Source organism: Alishewanella aestuarii B11, from assembly GCF_000280055.1.
GTDB lineage: Bacteria > Pseudomonadota > Gammaproteobacteria > Enterobacterales > Alteromonadaceae > Alishewanella > Alishewanella aestuarii.
Window position 1 is genome coordinate 58,755 of record NZ_ALAB01000005.1, and the last position, 23,116, is coordinate 81,870.

Genomic DNA, 23,116 nt, shown 5'->3' on the forward strand with positions numbered 1-23,116 from the left:
AGCTTATGAAAACTGTGCAGACTTCTGCGTCTTCAACTTATAGCGCCAGCCCGGTACAGCAGCAGGTAGTGCGCTCATTAAAGAAAAGGCACCGTCAGGAAAAGCTATTTCGTTTTGCCGGTATGACGGCGGTAGGCATCAGCTTACTGTTAGTCGCCTTACTCTTTATCAATATCTTCTCTAAAGGCTTACCGGCGTTCTGGCAGCATGGTATTGAGCTGGAGATCCACTTTGACCCGGCAGTGGTCAAGATCAGTGAACAACCGGTGCTGCAGGCCGGCGAATCGCCACAGGCTTTTGAGCAACGGCATCTGGCCTGGCGCTCTGAAGTCGGGATGGTCAATTTTAACCGCTTAATTCAGGATGCCCTGCTAAAGGTGATTCCGGACGGCGCGCAGCATCGGCGGGATTTGGCGCGTATTGTGACCTCAGGCGAGCGTTTTGCGCTGCGGGATAGAGTTATTGCTAACCCCGCTATTATCGGGCAAACCCAAAAGCTGTTTTTATTAACCGATGCCAATATTGATGTCTGGTTAAAAGGCAATATCGATCGCAGCTTACCGGATGAGAAGCAGCAGTTAAGTCCAAAGATGCGGGAGTGGGTTGAAAGTCTGAAAGCGGAAGGCGTGATTCAGAATCGCTTTAGCTGGGCCCTGTTTATGAACCCTGATTCACGCAGCTCACTGGCCTCGGCCGGTTTAGCCGGTGCCTTTATGGGTTCACTGTATATGATGCTGATTGTTATCCTGCTATCGGTACCTATGGGCGTGGCGGCGGCAATCTATCTGGAAGAGTTTGCACCCAAAAATAAGTTTACCGATTTGGTGGAAGTTAATATTAACAACCTGGCAGCTGTACCTTCTATTGTATTTGGTTTACTGGGTGCCTCGATCTTTATCGGCTGGTTTAATCTGCCGATGTCAGCCCCCTTTGTTGGTGGCCTGGTATTGAGTTTGATGACCTTACCCACGGTGATTATTGCGACCCGCTCGACGTTAAAAGCTATTCCGCCGTCAATTCGTCAGGCAGCTTTAGGCCTGGGGGCGTCAAAAACTCAGGCGGTATTTCACCATGTGTTACCGCTGGCGATTCCAGGCATCCTCACCGGTGCCATTATCGGTGTCGCCCAGGCGCTGGGTGAAAGTGCACCTTTACTGCTAATTGGCATGAAATCCTTCGTCGCTTCAGTGCCGTCCAGCGCGATGGAACAGTCTACGGCGCTACCGGTACAGATTTATTTATGGCAGGGTAATGAGCTGCGGAATTTCTTTGAAGCCAGAACCTCAGCCGCCATTATTGTGTTACTGGGATTAATGCTGACCTTAAATGGTCTGGCAATCTGGTTACGTCGTCGTTTTGAAGTGCGTTGGTAACAGTTGGCCCGCCTAACCGTTTTTGAATACAGGAATTAAGTATGACTACTGCAAAAGTTAATGAAGCCGGCCAAAAAATTAAAATGACGGCCCGTGATGTCAAAGTATTTTACGGCAGCAACCAGGCCATCCACGGCGTGGATATGGATATTGTGGAGAATGAAGTGATTGCCTTTATCGGCCCGTCAGGCTGTGGTAAATCGACCTTTTTACGCTGTTTAAACCGGATGAACGATACCATCGACAGCTGCCGGGTAACCGGAGAAATTGCACTGGATGGCCAGGATATTTATGCGCCGTCACTGGATGTGGTGCAGCTGCGGGCTCAGGTCGGTATGGTGTTCCAAAAGCCTAACCCTTTCCCGAAATCGATTTATGAAAATATTGCTTATGGCCCGAAGTTACATGGTTTGGCCAGCAAAAAATCGGATCTGGATGATGTGGTTGAATCCAGTCTGCGCCGCGCCGGTTTATGGGATGAAGTTAAAGATCGTTTAAATCAACCGGGTACCGGTCTGTCAGGCGGTCAGCAGCAGCGTCTATGTATCGCGCGTACTATCGCGGTCAGCCCGGAAGTGATTTTAATGGATGAGCCGTGTTCAGCGCTGGATCCTATTGCGACCTCAATTATCGAGGAGCTGATCACCGAGTTAAAGCAGAACTTTACTATCGTGATTGTGACGCACAATATGCAACAGGCGGCGCGGGTATCAGACCGTACTGCGTTCTTCCACCTGGGTAATCTGATTGAAATTGGTGGTACCAACGACGTCTTCACCAACCCGACACAGAAAAGAACCGAAGACTATATTACCGGTCGTTACGGTTAAGTTTTTGTTTTATCTCGCTATCTCCAAAGGCCGGTTATCCGGCCTTTGTCATAAAAGCTTCATGCAAGAGCCACATTACTGACATCTTTGTTACTGATAATAAGTCCCGTGTTCAGCATACCAATAAAAAGCTAATCAGGAGAGTTCCATGAAAACCATCAAATTAAGTTTAGTTGCCGCCGCACTGTGTTCAGTAATGGCGACCCCGGCTCTGGCTAACACGGTACAGATCTACGGCCGCGCTCACCTGTCAGTTGATTCACTGGATAACGGTGTAGACAGCGGTACTAACGTATCAAGCAACTCCAGCCGTTTAGGTTTCCGTGCCAAGCATGAGCTGGATGGCGGTTTAGAAGCCTTTATGCAAATTGAACAGAATATCCGTTTTGACGAAGGTTCAGGTAACTGGGCTTCACGCGATTCTTTCGTCGGCTTAAAAGGCGGTTTTGGTACTGTGCGTATCGGTCAGTTTGACACCCCACTGAAAAACGTGCGTGGTAAAGTGGATATGTTTGGTGACCGCGTAGGTGATATCCGTAACCTGACCCGTACTTCTACTGCTGGCGCAACCAACGCTAACATCGGTAACGTCTTTGACGAGCGTTACAGAAACGGCGTGGCCTATACTTCACCAAAATTTGGTGACTTCGTATTTGATTTCCACTACACGCCACATAACAACACTGGCGCTACGGTAGACAATATTCAAGAGTCTTACAGTATGTCAGTAAGTTATGAAGTGAAAGGCTTCTATGCTGCTGTGGCTTATGAGACCTTTGAAGGGACTAACGATTTAGATCCGAATGCTGTACGTGTTGGGTTGTACTATGACCTGACCTCAGATCTGCGCGTTTCAGGTATGTATCAAACTGCCAGCGATGTACCTGGCGGTGACCGCAATGTTTACGGTCTGGGTACCAGCTACAAGATGGGTGATTACACTCTGCGTGGCCAGTACTATGTTGCCGGTAAGAATGACGTAGCCGAATCAGGTGCCAATATGTTTGTGTTTGGTGTTGATCGTAACTTCGGTCGTGCTTTAACGCTGTATGCTGCTTACGCCGTGACGTCAAATGACGACAATGCAAACTTCCGCGTTACTGCCGGTGGCCGTGATACCCAGCTGAATACCGTTACTGGTCAGGACGCTAAAGCGCTGTCACTGGGCGTGGTGTACAATTTCTAATCTGCTGTTCAGTAGGGCTTGTTGACGTTTGCTGGTTGTTTTTGCAGCTGAGTGGCTGGTATTTATACAAGGCAGAGCTTGTGATGTGTAGTTATTCTACATGAACAAGCGATAACGCAGTAGAAATGCCAGCCACACGCTGCCCGAAGGGTTCGTCTGGCGGCGCTTTGCTCTTTGTCACTCGTCGTTTATTTAGAATAACTAAACCGCACTCCTCGTTTCGCGATCAAAACACCGCCAGACGAACAAAATCTAACCAGCAAACGTCAACAAGCCCTAGCATTATCTTACCCCGCCTGTTGGCGGGGTTTTTTTGTTTATAGGCTGCAGATAACTACTGATTATTCAGCTGTTTCTGGTGGCTTTATTCGCGGTTTTCATAAAACTGTCATATTATGCTTTGATAATAGGGCAAAGTTTTATTAACAGGCTAGCGAACTATGTCAAGACGAATACTGGTTGTTGAAGATGAAGCCCCAATCCGCGATATGCTGTGTTTTGTGCTGGAACAAAACGGCTATCAGCCCTATACCGCCGACAGCTTTGATGCGGCAATCAATCAATTGGTTGAACCCTATCCTGATTTAATCTTACTAGACTGGATGTTGCCTGGCGGCAGTGGTATCCAGATCGCCAAGAAAATTAAGCAACACGACGTGACCCGTAATATACCGATTATAATGATCACTGCCCGTGGCGAAGAAGAAGATAAGGTGCGCGGTCTGGAAGTGGGCGCTGATGATTATGTGACCAAACCTTTCTCACCAAAAGAATTGATGGCGCGGATTAAAGCTGTGATCCGCCGCGTGGCACCGACCAGTCTGGACGATGTGATAGAAGTGCAAGGACTGCGCCTGGATCCGATTTCACATCGGGTTAATGCTGCCGATCAGGCACTGGATATGGGGCCAACAGAATTCCGCTTGCTACATTTCTTTATGACCCATCCGGAACGGGTTTACAGCCGCGAGCAATTATTGGATCATGTCTGGGGTACCAATGTCTACGTTGAGGATCGGACCGTTGATGTGCATATCCGCCGCTTACGTAAAGCCATTTCGCCCAGCGGTCATGACCGGCTGGTGCAAACGGTACGCGGCTCTGGTTACCGTTTCTCTGCGAAGTAACTTCTGATGCGCCTGTTGCTGTCTAAGCGACAGATCCTGGCCAAGGTGTCGCTGTATTACGGTGCAGCCGCCTTTGCCGGCCTGTTGTTTGGCCATCTGTTATTGGCTTTGTTGCTGATGACCCTTGGCCACCTGCTGTGGCAATACAAACATATCTTTCTGCTTGATAAGTGGCTGTGGCGCGATCGTAAACTGACGCCACCGGCTGGTGATGGCAGCTGGCAGCAAATCTTCGACGGTATTTATTTCCAGCAGCGGCGGGAGCGGCGTAAACGCAAAGAATTACGAACTCTGGTACGGCGCTTTCGCGACGGCGCGGAAGCACTGCCGGAGGCCGTGGTGGTGCTGAATGAAGACTGGAATATTATCTGGTGTAATAAGTTAGCCCAGCTGTTGGTTGGCCTGCGTTGGCCCAGCGACGAAGGGCAGCGGATTGATAACCTGATCCGCTCACCGGAGTTTCATCAGTATCTGAAGCAGCGCAACTTTCAGCAGCCGCTGGAAGTGATGTCACCGACCACGTCCAGCATTATGCTGGAATGTAAAATGATGCCTTATGGCAAGGCGCAGTTTCTGTTGATTGTCCGCGATATTACCCAGCTGAAGCAGCTGGAGCAAATTCGCAAAGACTTTGTTGCCAATGTCTCGCACGAGTTGCGCACGCCGCTGACGGTGCTGCAGGGCTATCTGGAAATGATGGATGGCAGTGCCCAGCCGGCAGCGCCGATCTGGCAAAAGGCGCATGGCGTGATGCTGGAACAAACCCGGCGCATGGACAGTCTGGTGCAGCAACTATTGACGCTGTCACGGATTGAAGCTGCGGCCCGGGTGCAATTTGATCAGGAAGTGGATGTACCGGCGATGTTGGCTCTGATCCAGCAGGAAGCTGAGACGCTGAACCGCGACAAACAACATAGCCTGCAGTTTGAGATTGATCCTGAGCTTAAAGTGACCGGTGCGCCAGAGGAGCTACGCAGTGCCTTCTCAAATCTGGTGACCAATGCTATTAAATATACGCCGCCGGGCGGCGTGATCCAGGTTAGCTGGCAGCGTGATGGCCAGCGCGCACTCTTCACTGTCACCGATAATGGCGAAGGCATAGCGCCGCAGCATTTAAAACGCTTAACGGAACGCTTTTATCGCGTTGATCAGGCTCGGGCGCGCAATACCGGCGGTACCGGCCTTGGCTTATCGATTGTCAAACATGTGTTATCCCGCCATAACAGCCAGCTGCTGATTTTCTCTGAACCCGGCCAAGGCAGTACCTTTTCCTTTGCCTTGCCACCCGAATTGGTGCTGGGTGCTCAGACGCCGAAAAAGCGCGCTAAATTTAAGGTGAAGTAAGGCCGAGGGCTGAGCGCAGGTCCAGACTAGCGACCTGTTGTATCAGCTGCGGGTAGCGGAAACAATCGATACTGTGGTCATTGACCATACCACAGGCCTGCATATGGGCGTATATAATGGTCGAGCCAACAAACTTAAAGCCGCGGCGTTTTAAATCGGCGCTAAACGCATCGGACTCGGCCGTGCGCGCCGGATAATCGGCCAGGGTCTGGCGTTGATTTAACAGCGGCTGATAATTGACAAATTGCCACTGATAACGGGCAAAGCTGCCAAACTCCTGCTGCACTTCCAGAAAACGGGCGGCGTTATTGATAGCGGCGGCAATTTTTAGGCGGTTGCGGATTAAGCCTGGGTTTTGCAATAAGCGCGCGGCATCCTGCTCAGTAAAGGCGGCGACTTGCACCGGATCAAAACCCGCAAAGGCCTGACGGTAATGTTGCCGCTTCTTTAGTACTGTATACCAACTCAAGCCGGCCTGGGCCGCTTCCAGCGTCAGATACTCGAACAAGGTATTATCATCAAGTACCGGCACGCCCCATTCCGTATCATGGTAGGCGACATAGTCTGGCTTACTCAGGTCCAGCCAGGGGCAGCGGCACATCAGACTGCGTCCTGATTGAGCTGAGCATCGTTCAGATCCTGCAGCGCCGGGATGTCCAGTTTAAAGGCAATTTTCTTCAGACTTTTCTGCTCCTGCTGCAGATCGGCTGCCAGCACGGTTTGTTGCTGTAACCAACTCAACGGCAGCTGCAGTTGCAGTGACTGTACCCGGGCGCTGGCCTGTAATTCGGGTAAAAACTCATCCCGGCGTTTCTGATTCAGCAGCACCGCCAAACGCAGCAGCACCAGCAGGTTTATCACCAGCGGCAATTCGTACAGGCTGAAGTAGGGGATTTCATCAGCCCGGATTTTCCGGCGGTGAAAACGCACCAGACAGGCCAACAATTGTTGCTGTTCCTGGTTAAAGCCGGGCAGGTTAGCGTTTTGCAGAATATAGGCCGAGTGTTTCTGCACACCAGAGGAGTTAATCTGTAAGCCAATTTCGTACACAGTGGCGGCAAAACCGAGTAGTAGCGCAGCTTCGTCGGTCAGTTGCCAGCTGTCTTTTACCTGTGCCAGCAGCTGCAAGGCGGTCTGTTTTACCCGCTCGGCCTGCGCCTGATCGATTGCATAGCGCTGCACCAGGCTCTGGATACTTTGCTCGCGGATATCCAGATGCTGCAACCTATCGGTCATTTCATACAGCACGCCTTCGCGCAGCGCCGCATCGACATAAACCAGTTGCTCAATTTGCAACATCTGGAAGGCGGCGATCAGGATACTTAAGCCGGAGCAGATTAACAGCTTACGATCTTCGGTTAGGCCGGTAAGCTGCAGTTCATCACAGCTGTCAAACTTCTGCAGATAGTCTTTTAGCTGTAACAGCTGTGTCAGCTCCAGCGGTCCCTGACTCCAGCCCAGCCCGACCACAATATCGCGAATGGTTTTAATGGTGCCGGAGGTACCCACGGCTTGCTGCCAACCGCTGGCGCGGAAGCTGCTGACAATAGGTTCTAATTCCTGTTCGGCCTGAACGATAGCACGTTGAAAACGGCGGCTACTGATTTTACCGGCCCCGAAATGGGTTTTGGCATAGCTGACACAACCCATATTACGACTGGCCAGCCGTAATGGCTGACTGCCCTCACCAATGGCAAATTCGGTACTACCGCCACCGATATCCATCACCAGGCGCTTACCATCGAAATGTTCAAAATGCGCCACGCCCTGATAAATAAAGCGGGCTTCTTCCTGCCCGGAAATCACTTCGATTGGGAACGGAAATAAGGTTTTGGCGCGGCGTAAAAACGTTGCCGCATTCTTTGCCCGGCGCAGGGTATAGGTTGCGATGACCCGCACCGATTGCGGCGCGAAGGGTTGCAGCGTATCGGCAAATTGCCGTAATACCGTCAGGCCGCGTTCAATGGCCTCTTCACTTAGGACCAGATCGTCGTTTAAACCTTCGGCCAGTTGTACCTTTTGTTTTTCACGATGTAGCAGTTGAATATCGCCCTGCACTATGCGGGCGATCACCATATGAAAGCTGTTCGAGCCCAGGTCCACTGCCGCCATATAGGCACTGGCGGCGTTGTCCTGTTGTGGGGTGGTTATCAAAATTCCGGATCTGCCTGTTGCTGCGTCAGTTGGCTCTGGCTGGCAAAGAATTCGTAAATACTTTGCTGCGAACGGATGTTCCGTTTATTGCCACGCTTGACGTATGGATTGCTTTGCTTAGCATCAATAATACGGGCTTTCACGTTATCCCGCCACTGAATATCCAGCGTGGTCAGTACGGTTTGTTTGATTTTCGCATCCAGGATCGGTACTCCCACTTCCACCCGCTGGTCGATATTCCGGGTCATCCAGTCGGCAGATGAGATATAAAGATCAGTATCACCGCCATTGTGAAATACATAAACCCGGGCGTGTTCCAGAAAGCGGTCGAGGATACTCAGTACTTTAATATTCTGACTCTTACCCGGAATACCAGGTACCAGTGAGCACATGCCGCGGATAATCATCCGGATCTTTACCCCAGCCTGACTGGCTTTATACAGTAACTGGACAATGTCTTCGTCTACCAGGTTATTCACCTTCAGAAAGATTTCAGCTTTGCGGCCGCTGACAGCAAAGTCGATTTCGCGCTGGATCAGCTGTTGTAACTTGGGTCGGCTCCAGGTGGGCGAGACAATCAGATGGTTAAACACAAAGGGCCGGTACGAGTACTGGATAAACTCAAATACCTGCTCAATTTCGGCGGTGATGTCAGGATGACAAGTAAAGAGGCTCATATCGGTATAGATACGGGCGGTTTTCTCGTTAAAATTACCGCTGCCAATATGGCCGTAGCGCACCGGTTTGCCTTTTTCCAGCCGGGTGATTAAGCAAATCTTGGAGTGAATTTTCAGCGTGGTCTGGCCGAAGATCACTTCAATACCGGCATCGGTCATCTTACGTGCCCAGTTGATATTGTTTTCTTCGTCAAAGCGCGCTTTCAGCTCGACCACTACGGTGACCTTTTTACCGTTGCGCACCGCGTCCAGTAAGGCATGGATCACCCGCGATTGTTTGGCGACCCGGTACATAGTAATGCGGATATGGGTGACTTTAGGGTCGAACGAAGCCTGGCGTACCCACTCAGTAAAATAGCCAAAGCTGTGGTACGGATAATACAACAGGATATCGCTGTTACGAATGGCATCGAAGGTGGTTGGGTGCTGTTCAAAGTCCGGGCTGGGTAAAGGTGGCAGCGGCGGAAACTCCATACTCTGGTGGCCCAGATTCGGAAAGCCGATAAAGTCTTTAAAGTTGCGGTAGCGGCTACCGGCGATCAGCGCATCCATTGAGCCGGTGCCCAGCTGTTTGGTCAGCACTTTCAGCATCTGCTCTGGCATGGCGGCATCGTACACCAGGCGGGTCGGCTCTGACTTCAGCCGTTGCCGGATCCCCTTGGACATCTTGTCGATTAAGCTTTGGTCCAGCGTATCACTGATATTGTATTCCGCATCCCGTGTCAGCTTCAGCGAGAAAGCGCAAATACTGTCAAACTCAAAGAAACCCTGGAACAAATCGGCGACACAATGGTTGATAATATCGTCCAGCAGCAAAATCTGGCGCCGGTAATGGCCGTTTTTCTTGCGCGTATTCAGATGCAGTGGCAATTCAATAAAGCGTGATACTTCATCGGTTGGTACCTGCACTATCGCATATTCCGGTTTGTGGCTACCGGTCATTTCCACCATCAGATAGGTGGTGTTATCTTCCAGAATTTTACCCAGCGAGGCATCGGTACTGGAGAGGATGATCGGCGAGATATGCTTCTTTACTTCATTATTAAAAAAGGCGCGCACCCAGGCCGATTGCAGCTCCGTTAACTTACTGTCGTCAATCAGCTCAATATTGTGCTTGCGCAGCTCCAGCTGGATATCGAGATAGATTTTATTAAACTGCTTACCCAGTTGCAGCACCTGGTTTTGGATTTCTAACAACAGCTGCTCAGCATCTTCGTGCTCGTAGGTTTGGTATTTCTTCAGCAGGATGCGGCGTTTAACATCTGCCACCCGCACCCGGAAAAACTCATCGAGGTTATTAGAGTAAATACCCAGAAAACGCAAACGTTCAATCGGTGGATTGCGGGTGTCGGCAGCTTCCTGTAACACCCGGCCGTTAAACGCCAGCCAACTGAGTTCGCGCGGAAACAGCGGATACTCAAGTGCCGCTGTTTGTGGTGAGGACGATTCCATATAGTGTGCTCCTGCTTACTGCCTGGATTTCACTCTATGTCAGTTTTATGACAGAGCGATGACAGGGCATTCCTGTGGCGAGGTTTTTTTACTCCAGATCGACAACGATATCAGTAGCAATGGCTTCCAGCGCGGCCGTCACTTCATCCCGCTCGATACCAGCCGGTAGCTGAATGGTGGCAAGGGCATGAAATAATGGCGAGCCCCAATTGGGCGCACTTTGTTTGCTGCTTTCAAAGGCAACAATATTGGCACCTTTATGGCTAAGAATGGTCGATAGCTCTCTGACAATGCCGGGGCGATCATTGCCGGTAATCACAAAACGTAACTGCTGACCTTTATCCAGAGTACTGTCTTCGCCTTGCTGCACCCGGATATCCAGATCTTTGATGCCTGCCAACGCCGAGGTTAGGGTATCAAGATCCTGCTCGGCGACTTCAATCTGCACTATACCGGCAAAAAAGCCCGCCAGATGGCTCAGGTTACTGGCCATCCAGTTGCCTTTATGTTCATTAATTACGCGCGATAATTGTTCAACTAAGCCGGCTTTATCTTTACCGATAATGGTGAGTACCAACTGCTTCATACTGCTTCCTCTGAATGACAACGCCTTTGTTCCTGATTGTTGTATAGAGTGTAGCGGCAACTTTTTGTTTTTAAAGCCAGCTGTGAATTTTTATTTACTGCTTGAGGGCGTGTTGACGCTTGCTGCTTAGATTTTGTTCGCACTGGCGGCGCTTTGATCGCGAAACGAGGAGCGCAGTACGCGGTACCCGGTTTAGTTATTCTAAATAAGTGACGAGTGAAGCTACCGCGTCCTGCTCTCGCCCCTGATCTGCATCCATGCAGGCCACAAAGAGCAAAGCGTCGCCAGCGCGAACCCTTCGGGCAGTGTTTGGCTGGCGTTTCTACTGCGTTATCGCTTGTTCATGTAGAATAACTACACATCACAAGCTCTGCCTTGTATAAACACCAGCCAAACGGCTGCAAAAACAAGCAGCAAACGTCAACACGCCCTAGGTGGTTTTTGCGCTCTGGGGTAAGATAAGGCGACTTTTGGAGCAGATATTCTAAGATGGCTGTTTTTCAGATTATATCGCGTGGGCTAATCCGCTGTGGCTTGCTGCTGGCGTCAGTTGCTTGCCTGGCTGGCGACGACCTGAGCGAGCCTGCCGCTCCTGCTGCTGCGCCGCTTAGCGGCACCCTGTCCAGTGCCGGTTCAGATACGCTGCATAATATGATGATGATCTGGCGCCGTCACTTCGTTGCTCGTCATCCGCAACTGAATTTGCAAATTCAGAGCAGTGGCTCTGCGACCGCCGCTGTCGCGCTCAGTGAAGGCACTGCCAGTCTGGGGCCGATGAGCCGTCTGATGATCCCTGCTGAACTGGCCCGCTTTGAACGCCGCTTTGGCTATTTGCCAACCGCAGTGCCGGTCGCGCTGGATATGCTGGCCATCTATGTGCATCAGGACAATCCGCTAAACAGCATTAGTATGGCGCAGCTGGAAGGGATCTATGCTCAAAATGGCTGGTGTGCCGCAACGCCGCCCATTCTGAACTGGCAACAGCTCGGTTTAAGTGGTGTCTGGCAGCAACGGCCAGTGGTGGCTTATGGCCGTAACCAGGCGTCGGGAACCTACACTTTTTTCCGCCAGCAAGTGCTGTGTGACGGCGATTTCCGCTCTCAGGTTCAGCAATTGCCAGGGGCTGCGGCTGTAGTGCGGGCAGTGAGTCAGAGCATAAATGCCATTGGCTACTCGGGAGTGGGGCAACAGATCGCCGGGGTAAAATGGCTGGCTGTGCGCCCAACAACTGAAGATGCCGCGGTGTTACCGCTGGCCGAACATGCTGCCTCCGGTGCTTACCCGCTGGCGCGTATGCTGTATATTTACCTGAACAAGGCGCCCGACAAAGCCCTGCCAGCGGCAGAGCGCGAATTCTTACGCTTTGTATTATCCACAGAGGGCCAGGCCCTGCTGGCAACGGAAGGCATGGTGCCGGTGCCATCCTCAGTGCTGGCGTCGATCCGGCAGGAGCTGGAGCTATGACGCGCCAGAACTCGCCAATACCAGCGCAGGACAATCGATTAACCACAAATAAGCAGCGGGCTAGCCGCCGGCGTTGGTTGGACCGACTCTGGTATTTGCTGATCACCAGTGCCGGCAGTAGTGTTATCGTTGCCTTACTGGCGATCTTCTTTTACCTGGGTTCAGAAGTGCTGCCACTGTTTAAACCGGTCAGCATCAGTACGCCGCAGGCGCTAGCCGAACCGCTGCCGGTGGCAACGACGCCCAGGGTGGTGCTGCCGGATCACGCCCTGTTGCCGGAGTTTGAACCGGTTTTTGTGTTATCGGAGCCGCAGCAACGCTATCTGCTGTTAGCCGCCCGTCATGGCGAAGCCTGCCTGCTGGATCGGACGCGAGCGGAGCAAGGCTGCCTGCAGCGCTTAAGTCTGACCGATCGCACTGTCGATCTGACCGCTTTAGTCTGGTTGGCCGGCCAGCGCAGTTTGATCAGTGGCGACAGCAGTGGCCAGCTAAAACAGTGGTTTTTATTACCAGATCAGCAGGGGCAGTTACGTTTAAGCTGGGTTAAACCATTTAGCCGCCGCGCTGCCGCTATCCAGACCATCGCTGCCGAGCAGGGGCGCAGTGGTTTTGCGGTACTGGATAGCGCCGGTAATCTGAGTTTGTTCTATGCCAATCTGACTAAGCCGTTATGGCAGGGCCCGGCTGCAGTAGACACCCAGCCAGGTGAGCTGCATTTTTTACCCGGCAATCAGCGCCTGCTGTTCAGTAACGCCAGCGGGCAACAACAGTGGCTTATCGATAACCGGCACCCGGAGATCTCCTGGCGCACCTTGTGGCAGCAAGTATGGTATGAGGGCTGGCAGCAACCGGAATATGTCTGGCAAACCGGCAGTGCCAGTGCCGCGGTACAAGGTAAATACTCACTGGTACCTTTGACACTGGGGACCCTTAAGGCCGCCTTTTATGCGATGTTGGTGGCGGTGCCACTGGCGGTGCTGGCTGCGCTTTACACCTGCTGCTTTTTACCTGAACCACTGCGCAGCCGGCTAAGTCAGCTGATTGAGTTGCTGGCGTTGTTTCCAACGGTAATTATTGGCTTTTTGGCGGCGATCTGGCTGGCTCCGGCGCTGGAGCAACATTTACTGGCGTTACTTTGCTTTTTTGGCTTGCTGCCGCTGCTGGTATTTGGTTTAAGCTGGCTCTGGCCCAGGTTGCCGCTGTCATTACAAAAATTACCGGGCAGCGGCTGGGAATTACTGTTGCTACTGGCGTTACTGGCAGCGGTTGGCTTGCTGGCGCTATATTTGGGGCATACGCTGCAGCTGAGTCTGTTTGATGGCAGTTTCCGTTTTTGGCTAAACAGCCAGGGCATTGATTATCAGCAACGTAATGCGCTTCTGGTTGGCTTGGCGATGGGATTGGCGGTGATGCCGCTGGTTTACAGCGTTTGCTTTGATGTGATGAGCCAGATCCCGCGTTCATTGACGCTGGGCGCTTCAGCGCTCGGTGCCACGCCGTGGCAAATTATTCAGCGGGTGATCCTGCCGCTGTCGGTGCCCGGTATTCTGGCGGCAGTGATGTTGGGCTTAAGTCGGGCCATTGGCGAGACCATGATTATTCTGATGGCAACCGGTAATACGCCGATTACTAATTTTAATCTGTTTGAAGGGCTGCGCAGTCTGACCGCGGCGCTGACCATCGAGCTACCGGAAGCCGCAGTGGATAGCAGCCATTACCGGGTGCTGTTTCTGGTTGCTATCCTGCTGTTTGTGTTTACCTTTACCGCTAACACCCTGGCCGATTTGCTTCGGCAGCGACTGCGGCGAAACTTTCAGAGGCTAGACGGATGACCAAACCGCGGCTACACACCAACGCCTGGTTCTGGCTGTCAGCACTCACCAGTGCCCTGATTCTGCTGCTGGTACTGTTATTGTCCTGGCTGATGCTACAGCGTGGGTTGGGACTATTCTGGCCACAGGATTTGGTGCAATTCCGTTATCAGCAAGCTGGCGAAAACCGGCTGATTGCCGGTGAGGTGATTAGCCGGCAGCAGGTGTCGGTTGCGCAATTGGCCGCTGCTGGTTTGGATGCCAGCGCGCCGGCAGAGCGAATTCTGGTAAGACAAGGCTATTTACCGTCAGGGCAGGGCGGCTATCGTTGGTTCTGGCAGGCGCAGATTTCCGAATGGCAGCAACCGCCGCAACTGACCCTGGTGCGGGAGCAGCAGTTGGGGGATCTGTATGCGTTGCAGCTGGCAGCGACGGCCGACGGTTACCAGTTGCTGCTGGCCGATGGGCATCAGCTTAATGTCGCGGCCAACCAGTTGTTGTTACTGCTGCCGACTAATCAGCTTAGTTGGCCGGCCAAGCTAAAGCTTTATCTTAAGCAGTGGTGGCAATTCTTAAGCACTGAACCACGGGAAGCAAACAGCGCCGGTGGTATCCTGCCGGCGATAGTGGGCACTGTGCTGTCGGTACTGTTGATGGCACTGCTGGTAGCACCTATCGGCATTATGGCCGGCATCTATTTGCATGAGTATGCCCGCGATAGCCGGCTGGTACGTTTGGTCCGGCTCAGCGTACATAATCTGGCCGGCGTACCCTCAGTGGTGTTTGGTGTCTTTGGCCTGGGATTTTTTGTCTATGTACTCGGTGGCAGTATTGATAAGTTGTTTTATGCCGGGCAGTTGCCACAACCAACCTTTGGCTCCCCCGGCTTACTTTGGGTGTCTTTGACTTTGGCGCTGCTAACCTTACCGGTAGTCATCGTCGCCACTGAAGAAGGCTTATCCCGGATCCCGCAAAGTCTGCGGCTGGGTGGCTATGCGCTGGGTGCAACCAAAGCTGAGGTATTATACAAACTGATCTTGCCCCAGGCGCGGCCGGCGATGCTAACCGGCTTGATCCTGGCAGTATCGCGGGCGGCCGGCGAGGTTGCGCCGCTGATTTTTGTCGGGGTCGTGAAGTATGCGCCAGTATTACCAGTCTCCGCCAGCTGGCCCTATTTGCATCTGGAGCAACAGATTATGACCTTGGGCTTCCAGATTTACGATGTGGGTTTGCAAAGCTCCAATGCGGATGCGGCTGAGCCCAGAGTATTTGCTATTGCGCTGGTGTTACTGCTGCTGATCGGCGCGCTTAATCTGCTGGCAATGCGCTTACGCCGTCACTATCGGCAGTTACAGCAGCGCTCGTCATAAAACTGTAATGATTGCTTGTTAAACTCTGAACAGGAGTGGGTTGTGAAAATTTCGGTGCAGGATTTATCAGTCAGGCTGGCTGGAAAAGTGGTATTGGACCAGGTCAACCTGCAGATCCCGACTCATAAGGTGACAGCACTGATTGGTCCGTCCGGTTGTGGCAAGTCAAGTTTATTGCGCAGTTTTAATCGCATGAACGAGTTGCTGGATGACACGGAAACCCGGGGTGAAGTCTGGCTGGATCAGTTAAATATCTACCAGGATGGCATAGACCTGGCTGAGTTACGGCGCCGGGTCGGCATAGTGTTTCAAAAGCCGAATCCGTTTCCGCAGTCAGTGTATGAAAATGTCGCCTTTGGTTTACGCTTGCAGGGGGTGAATAGCCCGCGGCAGCTGGACGAATTGGTCGAGGCGGCGCTGGTAAAGGCAGCCTTATGGCAGGAAGTAAAAGATCGGCTCTACGAAAATGCGCTGACCTTGTCGGGTGGCCAGCAGCAACGGCTGGTGATCGCCCGCGCTATCGCCATCGAGCCGGAGGTGTTACTGCTGGATGAACCGGCATCGGCACTGGATCCGATTTCAACACTGAAAATTGAAGAACTGATCTACGAACTGAAACAACACTACACTATAGTGATAGTGACTCATAATATGCAGCAGGCAGCGCGGGTGTCCGATTTTACTGCCTTTATGAATATGGGGCGGGTGGTGGAGTTTGATGCCACCAATAAGATTTTTACCGATCCGCAGCAAGCGCAAACGGAAGATTATATCACCGGCCGCTTTGGTTAAAGCGTTACCGGGTCAAGCAGACCACAAGGGGATGATACACATGGATAAACTGAACTTATCAAAGCACATTTCCAGCCAGTTTAACGAAGAACTGGAGCAGATCCGTAACCATGTGATGTCAATGGGTGGTCTGATTGAGCGGCAGTTATTTGATGCGCTGAACGCCATCGCCAATGGCGACAGCGACCTGGCTCAGGAAGTGATGGCCAACGATTTGAAAGTGGATGACTGGGAAATTCAGATTGACAAAGAATGTACCCGGATGATTGCGAAACGCCAGCCGGCGGCCAGTGATCTGCGTTTAATTATGTCGATTTTAAAAAGCATCTCTGATCTGGAGCGGATCGGCGATGAAACCAAACGTATTGCTAAGGTTGCCTTAGAATCCTTTAACAGCGATCAGCAGGATTTGCTGGTAAATCTGGAAAATATGGGGCGCCATGTTGGGCAGATGTTACACGATGTGCTGGATGCCTTCGCCCGGATGGACGTGGAAGCGGCGTTAGCGGTGCACAAGGAAGATAAGAAAATTGACCGCGAATATGAGGCTATCACCCGGCAGCTGATGACCTATATGATTGAAGATCCGCGCTCAATTCCAAAAGTGATGAACGTATTGTGGTCAGCACGCTCGCTGGAGCGGATCGGTGATCGCTGCAAGAACTTAGCTGAATACATTATCTTCTTTGTTAAAGGTAAGGTAGTGCGTCATGTCAGCCACGAGAAGCTTGAAGAGCAACTACGCGGTGATTAATTAAAGTACTCTAAGCTTTGACGAGTTGGCTTATCTTAAATGCCAGCTCGTCATAGTAAACTGCCCCGGCTAATGCGGATCATCTGGATCTGGCCGGTTTGCGCTGCTATCGTCATGGCGGCGGCCAAATAATAGACCTCCATTACGGGTAGCCCACTCACTGTACTTGCGATGAACCCCCCGGCGCAGTGCCGAGCTGGAGTTCTCCAGTATATCAATACCAATCAGCATCACCACCGACAGCACTGACAGCTTAATGGCCGCAACGTCTTGCCCGATGCCAATACAAACTCCGATCGCTGCTAACATCCAGATAGTGGCAGCAGAGGTGACGCCTAACACCATACCATCCCGTGTTAGCATCACGCCGGCCCCCAAAAAGCCAACTCCGGTAATTACCTGGCCAATTATCCGGGATGGATCGGTCATTTCGGTATTGGTCGACATCGAGGCGGCGATAAACACATAAGTGCCCAGTACAATAAGGATGGAGGTGCGGATCCCGGCAGGTTTGCCGCGCAGTTGCCGCTCCAGTCCAATCACGAAACCACAGGCAATAGCAGTAAGGATCTCCTGCCAGCGAAAAGGGCTAATATCAAAAAGTTGATGTAGGTCGATCATCTGCTCGTTCCCTTGTCTTAGGCCAGCTCAAGCTTAGTCTGTCACCTTGGTTTTTGCTGCCCTGCTCAGTTAGTATCCGATATTGTTGTTTGTGCTGGCGCCAGAAAATAGTGCTCAGCTGATGAATATTCAAAAAATAGCGTCTAAAGTTATAAAGTAAAAGGCTTTTTTTCGATACCCCTAATATTTCAGAGATATTTCATTCTTATTACAGTGGGCTTTGAGTATAATGCGCGGCGAAACACAACCTTGCAAAACGTGGTTCCCGCTAACTGAAAAGCTCCTGTCTGAGCAAGAGACTTTCAGTTGTCTGGTACTGTTCAGGGCATAATTTATGAATTATTCGTTTTTTGATTTCCTGCAACTTATTGGTTCGTTAGGGATTTTTATCTTCGGCATGAAGATTTTCAGCGAAGGCTTGCAGAAAATCGCCGGTAATCGTTTAAAAGGAATTTTAAGTGGTATGACCCGCACCCGCCTGACCGGCGTGGTAACAGGTTTTGCTACGACCGCTATTACACAATCCTCTACCACCACCACCGTAATGGCGGTGACCTTTGTTAACGCCGGTTTACTGACCTTTGTGCAGTCTACAGGTGTAATAATGGGAGCCAATATCGGTACTACTATTACCGCCTGGATGGTGGCGCTATTTGGCTTTAAATTTAAAATTACGACCATAGCAGTAGCGGTAATCGGTGTCTTTTTCGCTTTTTTGTTCTCGAAAAATAACCGTTTACGTAATATCGCTGAAGCGATGGTCGGTTTTGGTATTCTGTTTATCGGCCTGGATTTTATTAAGGGTGCAGTGCCGGATATTAACAGTAACCCGCAAATTTTTGCCTTTTTAGATGCCTTTACCAACTACGGCTACTGGTCATTGATCTTGTTTGTTTTGGTAGGTACTGTTCTGACACTGTTAACCCAGTCCTCCTCTGCAGCAACGGCAATTACGCTGGTGATGGTTTTTGAAGGCTGGATTTCCTTCCCGATCGCGGCGGCGATGATTTTGGGTGAGAATATCGGCACTACCGTTACCGCTAATATCGCGGCTCTGGTCGGAAACGTGCACGCAAAACGGGCAGCCCGCTTCCACTTCTTCTTTAATGTGGTCGGTGTGCTATGGATGATGGCACTGATTTATCCGGTATTGCATGCGATTGATTTTACTGTACAGTACTTTACCGAAAATCCAGTGTCCTTGATGGCTGGTAGTCCGGAAAGTCGTGCTAATGCGACGCTTGGCCTGTCATTATTCCATACCTCCTTTAATGTGCTGAATGTGATTATCCTGTTTGCCTTTATTCCGTATCTGGTGCGCTTTGTTGAGTATATCCAGCCGGATCGGGGCGGCAAGGATGAAGAGTTTCACCTGCAATATATCAGTGCCGGTGTGATGACTTCGCCAGGCCTGGCCATTACTCAGGCACAAAAAGAGATCCAGCAGTTTGCTGCGGTGATTGACAAGATGCACGACTCGGTGACTGAGTTGCTGTTTGATCCCACTGCCGACAAGCCGAAACTGATCGAAAAAGTGCGCAAATATGAAGATGCCACTGACGTACTGGAAATTGAGATTTCGGATTATTTAGTGCGGGTCAGTGAGCATACTAACCTGGAACACTGGATGACCGAGCGCATTCGCTTTATGCAGACGGCGATAAATGATATGGAGCGGGTAGCCGATATCTATTATCAGGTAGCGAAACTCTGCGAGCGGATGGTTGAAACCGAATCGGTATGGCCTGAAGCAGCGACGGCTGAAATGCAGCAGATGATGCAGGCATTAAAAGCTGCCATCACCACGATGCAGGATAATGTGGCCAGAGATCCGGCCGCAGTTAGCATGAAAGACGCTCTGCTACGTGAAGATGCTATTGATAAGTACCGCGACCAGTTCCGCGATAATCATTACCTGCGGCTGGAGCAGGGCGATTATGCACCGCGGGCCGGCGTGATCTTTATCGATATGCTAAACCGGCTGGAGCGGATCGGTGACCATATTCTGAATGTTAACGAGTCGGCTTCTGGCCGTCGTTTAAAAGCATTACGGATCGAAGGCGCTGCACCGCTAAAAAGCTAAGCCTGGTTGCCAGTAAGCTATCCTCACAGGAGCGCCTTAGGGCGCTTCTGTTATTTCAGCTGCCCGACGTTACACCAGCGTTGTACCTGATTCCTCTTGCCTCTGTTGGCTAATTGCCGTATTTTAATCGCAATAATCTCTGAATTAGCAACTTACTAATCGGAATATCGCATGAAACGCCTGCCTAGTATTAAACAGCTGCAGTATTTGCTGGCACTGCATGAGCATCAGCATTTTGGCCGTGCTGCCGACGCCTGCTATATCGGACAGTCCACTTTAAGTGCTGCTATTGCTAACCTGGAAGAAACCATGGATGCGCAATTGCTGGAGCGGGACCATAAAACCTTTATTTTTACCCCGCTGGGTGAGGATGTAGTGCGTCAGGCGCGGCATATTATCGAGCAGTGTGAAGAGCTGGCGGATTTTGCCCGCTCTCAGGGTAAGCCGATGACCGGACCGTTCCGGCTGGGTTGTATTCCGACTATCGCGCCCTTTGTGCTGGGCGAAGTGATGACGCTGTGTCGCGAGCGCTATCCCCAGCTGCAGCTGTTGCTACGCGAGGACACCTCGGATAATTCCTTGCATGCGTTAAGTGAAGGCCGGCTGGATATGGTGCTATTAGCGCTGCCGTATGAAACCGGTGCCCTGCATACTGAAGTACTGGCACAGGATCAGTTTAATCTGGTACTACACCGCGACTGGCAGGACCGTGGCTTTAATCAGGATATTAACCAGTGGCCGGATGAAAGTATTTTCCTGCTGGAGCGTGAACACTGTTTAACCGGGCATGCGGTAAAGGCCTGTGAGCTGGAGGACAGCCGCAAGGTGAATCCGTTCTTTGCCACCAGCTTGCATACGCTGACCCAGATGGTGAATAACAAACTGGGCGTCACCTTTATGCCACAGATGGCGATTAACAGTGGTGTACTGGAAGGTACCGAACTGATTAGTCAGCCGGCCGCAACCGGCAATGCCTACCGTGATATTGGCGTAGCCTGGCGACCGACCTCCAGTAAGGCGCGCAGTTACCAGCTAATGACAGCCCTGATCGCCGAAGTGCTGCAAAGCAAATGCCGCGAAGGCAAGTAAACAAGCAGCAAACGTCAACACGCCCTAAGCTTAAACCTCGGTCGGCATAACGCAAAAACGCGCTGCCGCACGGTAATTCTGCTACCATAGCGCCCGCCGGATTGGCCGGTAAAGCCAGAGAGTGCACTATGTTAGTAAAAGATTTTAGTTTCGAGCTGCCAGAGCAGCTGATCGCCAGTGAACCCCAAGCCGAACGTTCTGCCAGCCGCCTGCTCTGTATGAATAAGCACAGCGGGGCGCTGTCACATCACATTTTTAAAGATATTCTGGCGCTGCTAAACCCGGGCGATCTGCTGGTGTTTAATAATACCCGCGTGATCCCGGCGCGACTGTTTGGCCAGAAAGCCTCGGGTGGTAAGGTGGAAGTGTTAGTTGAGCGGATGTTGTCTGGTCCACGTTTTCTCGCACATATCCGCGCCAGCAAGGCGCCCAAAGTTGGCACTGAGCTGATACTGGAAAATGACGCCCGGGTAACGATGGTGGCGCGGCATGACAGTTTATTTGAACTGGAATACCAGTCAGCAGAGCCGGTTTTGACTATGCTGGAGCGGCTGGGCCATATGCCGTTACCGCCTTATATTGCGCGACCGGATACCGAAGCGGATAAGGCACGCTATCAAACGGTATACAACCAAAAGCCTGGTGCCGTGGCGGCGCCGACAGCCGGGTTACATTTTGACGAGCCGCTGCTGGCAGCGTTACAGCAAAAAGGTATCGAGTTTGCGTACGTGACCTTGCACGTCGGGGCTGGCACCTTTCAGCCGGTGCGGGTTGATAGCGTGACCGAGCATAAGATGCACAGCGAATATTTTGAGGTTGAGCAGCAGGTGGTGGATGCCATTGCTGCCTGTAAGGCTCGTGGTAACCGGGTGGTGGCAGTCGGCACCACTTCAGTACGCTCGCTGGAGTCAGCAGCGATGCAACATGGCGGCACGCTCGCCCCTTATAGCGGCGATACCGCGATCTTTATCTACCCCGGCTATCAGTTTAAGGTAGTGGACGCGTTAATCACCAATTTCCACCTGCCGGAATCAACGCTGATTATGCTGGTCTCTGCATTTAGTCAGCGCGAACATATTATGGCGGCTTATCAGACGGCGATCGCCGAACAGTATCGCTTTTACTCCTACGGCGATGCCATGTTTATCAGTTAGTGCGCGTCTTCTGGTATACTGCAACACCGGGCGGTGGCGTTGTGCTGCCGGCCCTAACAGAGTAGGCAAGGCCGGACTGTTTTTCCGGCCAGAAGAGGTTAGAACGTGAAATTTGAACTGCTGGCAACCGATGGCAAAGCCCGTCGCGGCCAATTGATTTTTGAACGGGGTGTGGTGGATACGCCGGCCTTTATGCCGGTAGGGACCTACGGCACCGTAAAAGGTATGACGCCGGAAGAGTTGGATGCGACCGGCGCCCAAATCTGTCTGGGTAACACCTTCCACCTGATGCTGCGTCCGGGTACCGAGATTATCCGTAAGCACGGCGATCTGCATGACTTTATGCACTGGCATAAGCCTATCCTGACCGATTCGGGCGGTTTTCAGGTATTTAGCCTGGGCGAGCTTAGAAAAATTACCGAAGAGGGTGTGAAGTTCCGCTCACCGCTTAACGGCGAAAAAATTATGCTGACGCCGGAGCGTTCAATGCAAGTGCAGCGCGCGCTTGGCTCCGATATCGTGATGATTTTTGACGAATGCACGCCCTATCCGGCGACTGAGCCGCAGGCGCGCAAGTCGATGGAGTTATCATTACGCTGGGCCAAACGCTCGAAAGAGGCGCATGGCGATAACCCGTCAGCCTTGTTTGGTATTATTCAGGGCGGCATGTATCCACACCTGCGCGATATTTCGCTGCAAGGCCTGGAAGAGATTGGCTTTGATGGCTACGCCATTGGTGGCCTGTCAGTGGGTGAGCCGAAAGCCGATATGATTAATATCCTGAATCACACCACCGATAAGATGCCGGCACATAAGCCACGCTATCTGATGGGCGTGGGTAAGCCGGAGGATATTGTTGAGGCGGTACGCCGCGGCGTGGACATGTTTGATTGTGTGATGCCAACCCGTAATGCCCGCAACGGCCATCTGTTTGTATCTGACGGTGTGGTCAAGATCCGTAACGCTAAGCACAAGGACGATACGGCGCCACTGGATAAAGAATGTGATTGCTACACTTGTAAAAATTATTCCCGTGCATATTTACACCATCTGGACCGTTGTAACGAGATCCTGGGCGCACGGCTGAATACCATCCATAACCTGCACCATTATCAGAAGCTGATGCAGGGATTGCGGGCAGCTATTGCCGCTGGTAAGTTGGACGACTTTGTGGCAGATTTCTATGCCAAACGCGGCCTGCCGGTGCCGGCACTGGCCGACGAAACAAACCAATAACGCATTACAATAC

The 23,116-nt window shown here is 51.7% G+C and carries 19 protein-coding genes; 14 read left to right on the forward strand and 5 right to left on the reverse strand.

The genetic code is table 11. The annotated features are described in order from the left end of the window. Positions 1-5 precede the first annotated feature (5 nt). The 5 genes from pstA (AEST_RS03170) (at position 6) to phoR (ending at position 5,860) form a co-directional block, all read left to right on the forward strand. A complete protein-coding gene (gene pstA / locus AEST_RS03170) occupies positions 6-1,373 on the forward strand; it encodes a phosphate ABC transporter permease PstA (RefSeq protein WP_008607006.1) in 1,368 nt (455 codons plus the stop codon). Between the two features lie 41 nt (positions 1,374-1,414). Continuing rightward, positions 1,415-2,203, forward strand: a complete 789-nt coding sequence (pstB, locus tag AEST_RS03175; RefSeq protein WP_008607008.1) for a phosphate ABC transporter ATP-binding protein PstB — start codon at positions 1,415-1,417, stop codon at positions 2,201-2,203. Positions 2,204-2,351: 148 nt separating this feature from the next. Beyond that, positions 2,352-3,389: a porin gene (locus AEST_RS03180; RefSeq protein ID WP_008607009.1), complete on the forward strand. Its 1,038-nt coding sequence runs from the start codon at positions 2,352-2,354 to the stop codon at positions 3,387-3,389. A gap of 440 nt (positions 3,390-3,829) precedes the next feature. Further along, a complete protein-coding gene (gene phoB / locus AEST_RS03185; RefSeq protein ID WP_008607010.1) occupies positions 3,830-4,516 on the forward strand; it encodes a phosphate regulon transcriptional regulator PhoB in 687 nt (228 codons plus the stop codon). 6 nt (positions 4,517-4,522) lie between these two features. Next, positions 4,523-5,860, forward strand: a complete 1,338-nt coding sequence (gene phoR, locus AEST_RS03190; RefSeq protein ID WP_008607011.1) for a phosphate regulon sensor histidine kinase PhoR — start codon at positions 4,523-4,525, stop codon at positions 5,858-5,860. Here the strand turns inward: phoR and AEST_RS03195 are convergent. The 4 genes from AEST_RS03195 to AEST_RS03210 form a co-directional block, all read right to left on the reverse strand. After that, a complete protein-coding gene (locus AEST_RS03195; protein WP_008607016.1) occupies positions 5,847-6,461 on the reverse strand; it encodes a DNA-3-methyladenine glycosylase I in 615 nt (204 codons plus the stop codon). The two genes, phoR and AEST_RS03195, sit on opposite strands and share 14 nt — an antisense overlap. Next, on the reverse strand, positions 6,461-8,014 hold the full coding sequence (locus tag AEST_RS03200; RefSeq protein WP_008607017.1) for a Ppx/GppA phosphatase family protein: 1,554 nt from the start codon (positions 8,012-8,014) through the stop codon (positions 6,461-6,463). The genes AEST_RS03195 and AEST_RS03200 overlap by 1 nt, the downstream gene beginning before the upstream one ends. Then, positions 8,011-10,143, reverse strand: coding sequence for a polyphosphate kinase 1 (gene ppk1, locus AEST_RS03205; protein ID WP_008607018.1), 2,133 nt, complete (start codon positions 10,141-10,143; stop codon positions 8,011-8,013). The genes AEST_RS03200 and ppk1 overlap by 4 nt, the downstream gene beginning before the upstream one ends. 88 nt (positions 10,144-10,231) lie before the next feature. Further along, on the reverse strand, positions 10,232-10,729 hold the full coding sequence (locus AEST_RS03210; protein WP_008607019.1) for a glycine cleavage system transcriptional repressor: 498 nt from the start codon (positions 10,727-10,729) through the stop codon (positions 10,232-10,234). A 489-nt stretch (positions 10,730-11,218) separates the two neighbouring features. Between AEST_RS03210 and AEST_RS03215 the strand changes: the two genes are divergently transcribed. The 5 genes from AEST_RS03215 to phoU are packed head-to-tail and all read left to right on the forward strand — an operon-like array spanning position 11,219 to position 16,920. Then, positions 11,219-12,193 carry a PstS family phosphate ABC transporter substrate-binding protein gene (locus AEST_RS03215; protein ID WP_008607021.1) on the forward strand — a complete coding sequence of 325 codons (975 nt, stop codon included), beginning with the start codon at positions 11,219-11,221 and terminating at the stop codon, positions 12,191-12,193. Further along, a complete protein-coding gene (locus tag AEST_RS03220; RefSeq protein WP_008607022.1) occupies positions 12,190-14,025 on the forward strand; it encodes an ABC transporter permease subunit in 1,836 nt (611 codons plus the stop codon). Before AEST_RS03215 ends, AEST_RS03220 begins: the two co-directional genes overlap by 4 nt. Further along, positions 14,022-15,374, forward strand: coding sequence for a phosphate ABC transporter permease PstA (gene pstA / locus AEST_RS03225; RefSeq protein WP_008607024.1), 1,353 nt, complete (start codon positions 14,022-14,024; stop codon positions 15,372-15,374). The genes AEST_RS03220 and pstA (AEST_RS03225) overlap by 4 nt, the downstream gene beginning before the upstream one ends. Before the next feature lie 42 nt (positions 15,375-15,416). After that, a complete protein-coding gene (pstB, locus tag AEST_RS03230; RefSeq protein WP_008607026.1) occupies positions 15,417-16,166 on the forward strand; it encodes a phosphate ABC transporter ATP-binding protein PstB in 750 nt (249 codons plus the stop codon). A 40-nt stretch (positions 16,167-16,206) separates the two neighbouring features. Next, on the forward strand, positions 16,207-16,920 hold the full coding sequence (phoU, locus tag AEST_RS03235; protein WP_008607029.1) for a phosphate signaling complex protein PhoU: 714 nt from the start codon (positions 16,207-16,209) through the stop codon (positions 16,918-16,920). A gap of 69 nt (positions 16,921-16,989) precedes the next feature. On the opposite strand, the gene AEST_RS03240 is transcribed toward phoU, so the two are convergent. After that, the gene (locus AEST_RS03240; protein ID WP_008607030.1) at positions 16,990-17,541 is read right to left on the reverse strand and encodes an MgtC/SapB family protein; all 552 of its coding nucleotides are present in this window, start codon (positions 17,539-17,541) and stop codon (positions 16,990-16,992) included. Between the two features lie 334 nt (positions 17,542-17,875). On the opposite strand from AEST_RS03240, the gene AEST_RS03245 reads away from it, so the two are divergent. The 4 genes from AEST_RS03245 (at position 17,876) to tgt (ending at position 23,103) form a co-directional block, all read left to right on the forward strand. Continuing rightward, positions 17,876-19,624, forward strand: a complete 1,749-nt coding sequence (locus AEST_RS03245; protein ID WP_008607031.1) for a Na/Pi cotransporter family protein — start codon at positions 17,876-17,878, stop codon at positions 19,622-19,624. Between the two features lie 171 nt (positions 19,625-19,795). Continuing rightward, positions 19,796-20,713 carry a hydrogen peroxide-inducible genes activator gene (locus AEST_RS03250; RefSeq protein ID WP_008607034.1) on the forward strand — a complete coding sequence of 306 codons (918 nt, stop codon included), beginning with the start codon at positions 19,796-19,798 and terminating at the stop codon, positions 20,711-20,713. 128 nt (positions 20,714-20,841) lie between these two features. After that, the gene (gene queA, locus AEST_RS03255; protein WP_008607036.1) at positions 20,842-21,867 is read left to right on the forward strand and encodes a tRNA preQ1(34) S-adenosylmethionine ribosyltransferase-isomerase QueA; all 1,026 of its coding nucleotides are present in this window, start codon (positions 20,842-20,844) and stop codon (positions 21,865-21,867) included. 105 nt (positions 21,868-21,972) lie between these two features. Further along, entirely contained in the window at positions 21,973-23,103 is a 1,131-nt protein-coding gene (tgt, locus tag AEST_RS03260) for a tRNA guanosine(34) transglycosylase Tgt (protein ID WP_008607037.1), read from the forward strand. Positions 23,104-23,116: the final 13 nt, after the last annotated feature.